This window comes from Endozoicomonas sp. SESOKO2, assembly GCF_024606245.1.
Lineage (GTDB): Bacteria > Pseudomonadota > Gammaproteobacteria > Pseudomonadales > Endozoicomonadaceae > Endozoicomonas_A.
The window spans coordinates 1-1,275 of sequence record NZ_JAHHPQ010000685.1 but is presented as its reverse complement, the minus strand read 5'-3'; the positions used below and the strand labels follow the sequence as shown (position 1 = coordinate 1,275).

The 1,275-nt window shown below is 56.5% G+C and carries 1 protein-coding gene; it reads right to left on the bottom strand.

What is annotated here, in order from left to right:
- The coding region (locus KDK17_RS16805; protein WP_257275078.1) for an ankyrin repeat domain-containing protein at window positions 1-1,275 on the bottom strand (1,275 nt) is incomplete at both ends.

Here is a 1,275-nt window from a genome sequence, read left to right as displayed (position 1 = left end):
CCCGTAGTCCGGGCGTTGAGATCTGCCTTGGCTTCGATCAGGAGTTTCACGATGTTGGTATGGCCCTTCCGGGCAGCGATAAACAGAGGGGTGGCGCCATCCGAAGTCCGTAGGGCGTTGAGATCTGCCCCGGCGTTGATCAGGACTTTCACGCAGTCGGTATTGCCATTGCGGGCTGCGATGAACAGCGGGGTGGCTCCATTCGACAAGGCGGCGTTGAGATCAGCCCCGCTGTTAATCAGGACTTCTGCAGAGTTGGTATTACCTTTCTGACTTGAGATATAGAGCGGGGTGGCACCATTAAGCGAGGTGGCGTTGACATCCGCCCCGCCTTCGATCAGGGCTTGCACAATGTCGGTATGGTCGCTCTGCGCCGCGATATACAGTGAGGTAACGCCATCCGTAACCCGGGCGTTGAGATCCGCCCCGGCTTCGATCAGGGCTTTCACAATGTCGGTATGGCCGTTCTGGGCTGCGATATACAGTGAGGTAACGCCACCTGAAGTCTGTGCGTTGAGATTCGCACCGGCTTCGATCAGGGCTTTCAAAATGTCGGTAAGGCCGTTCTGGGCTGAGATATACAGTGAGGTGACACCACCCGAAGTCCGCGCGTTGAGATCTGCCTTGGCTTCGATCAGGAGTTTCACGATGTCGGTATGGTCTTTCCGGGCAGCGATGAGCAGTGGGGTGACACCATTCTTAGTGCGGGCGTTGAGATCTGCCTTGGCTTCGATCAGGAGTTTCACGATATCGGTATGGCCCTTCCGGGCAGCGATGAACAGCGGAGTGGCACCATCCAAAGTCCTGGAGGCATCCTTAGTGCGGGCGTTGAGATCTGCCTTGGCTTCGATCAGGAGTTTCACAATGTCGGTATGCCCCTTGCGGGCAGCGATGAATAGGGGGGTGGCGCCATCCTCAATCCGTGCATTGAGATCAGCCCGGGCGTCGATCAGAACTTTCACGCAGTCGGTATTGCCCTTCAAGGCTGCAATGAACAGCGGGGTGATACCATTGGACAAGGCGGCGTTGAGATCAGCCCCGGCGTTAATCAGGGCTTTTACGCAGTCGGTATTAACCTCTCGGGCTGCGATGAACAGTGGGGTGGCACCATCCTTACTCCGGGCGTTGATATCTGCCCCGGCGTTGACCAGGCGTTCGACGATGTCCTTATGCCCTTGAGCGGATGCCAACATCAAGGCAGTGAGACCATCATTTATAACGGTATTGACATTGACTCCCTCTGCCAGTGACTTCTCCACCTGATCCAAATCCCCC